The organism is Streptomyces sp. NTH33 (genome assembly GCF_003236365.1).
GTDB lineage: Bacteria > Actinomycetota > Actinomycetes > Streptomycetales > Streptomycetaceae > Streptomyces.
The window spans coordinates 1-1410 of sequence record NZ_POTZ01000880.1 but is presented as its reverse complement, the minus strand read 5'-3'; the positions used below and the strand labels follow the sequence as shown (position 1 = coordinate 1410).

Here is a 1410-nt window from a genome sequence, read left to right as displayed (position 1 = left end):
GTGGGCGGGAGGGAGTTGAGCGGCATGTCGACGAGGGTGGTGACGCCGCCGGCCGCCGCCGCGCGCGTGGCGGTCCAGAAGCCCTCCCACTCGGTGCGGCCGGGGTCGTTGACGTGCACGTGGGTGTCGACCAGTCCGGGCAGCAGGGCGTCGTCGCCGAGGTCCTCCAGGCGGGCGCCGGCGGGGAGTTCGGCGTCGTGGGGCAGTACGGCCGTGATCGTGCCGTCGGCGACCGCGACGGACGCGGGGCGCGTCCCCCCGGGCGTGACGACGCGCGTCGAGCGCAGTACCAGTTCAGCGTCGGGCACCCGGACCCCTCTCCGGCTTCGACGTTCCGTCGAACGAGTTTTGAATCTCGCCCGCACACCGTCAAGAGGGAGGCCGCCGCATGGCCGCACAGGGCCCGCCCGGGGCTCACATCCTGGATGCTTCCGCACAGCGGAATTAAAATTCCATCGGCCGGGGCGGGTTTCGCATCGACAGGAAGGTCAACCGGCCCCTGAGTAGGCTTTGGCACTCCCCGCCAGTCCCGAAAGGAACGCGCCGTGCCGACGTCCAGCGCCAGCACCACCGGCTCCGCAAAGTCCACCGCCAACGGCGGGGTCCAGTCCCTCGAGCGCGCGTTCGACCTGCTCGAGCGGATGGCGGACGCGGGCGGCGAGGTCGGCCTGAGCGAGCTCTCCGCGACCGGCGGGCTGCCGCTGCCCACCATCCACCGCCTGATGCGCACGCTCGTGGCCTGCGGGTACGTCCGCCAGCAGCCCAACCGCCGCTATGTGCTCGGCCCCCGGCTGATCCGCCTGGGCGAGTCCGCCTCCCGGCTGCTGGGCACCTGGGCCCGCCCCTGTCTGGCCCGCCTGGTGGAGGAGACCGGCGAGACGGCGAACATGGCGCTGCTCGACGGCGACGAGGTCGTGTACGTGGCGCAGGTGCCGTCCAAGCACTCGATGCGGATGTTCACCGAGGTCGGCCGGCGCGTCCTGCCGCACTCCACGGCTGTGGGCAAGGCGCTGCTCGCCCACAGCCCCGAGGACGAGGTGCGCGCCCTGCTCGCCCGCACGGGCATGCCCGCCGCCACGGAGAGGACGATCACCACGGCGGAGGGCTTCCTGGCGGCCCTGGAGGACGTGCGCCGGCTCGGTTACGCCATGGACGACAACGAGCAGGAGCCGGGCGTCCGCTGTCTCGCGGTCACCGTCCCCGGCTCCCCCACCGCCGCCGCCATCTCCGTCTCCGGCCCGGCGTGCCGTGTGACGGAGGCGGCGGCGGAACGCATCGTCCCGGCCCTCCAGCATGCGGCGAAGGAGCTGTCCCAGACCCTGACGGACCCGTCCCCGGCCGCCTGACCGCCCCCTCGGCTGTCTCTTATTACACATCTGACGCTGCCGACGAATAGCCTTGTGTAGATTT

General features: G+C 72.3%; 2 protein-coding genes. One reads left to right on the top strand and one right to left on the bottom strand.

The window, feature by feature from the left end; translation table 11 throughout:
* Positions 1 to 308, bottom strand: a 308-nt coding sequence (locus C1I97_RS37215; RefSeq protein ID WP_146608436.1) for an amidohydrolase family protein, incomplete at its 3' end; no start/stop codon positions are given.
* Between the two features lie 237 nt (positions 309 to 545).
* Between C1I97_RS37215 and C1I97_RS37210 the strand changes: the two genes are divergently transcribed.
* Positions 546 to 1346 (top strand): IclR family transcriptional regulator, encoded by an 801-nt coding sequence (locus tag C1I97_RS37210; RefSeq protein ID WP_111007280.1) that lies wholly within the window; start codon positions 546 to 548, stop codon positions 1344 to 1346.
* Positions 1347 to 1410 lie beyond the last annotated feature (64 nt).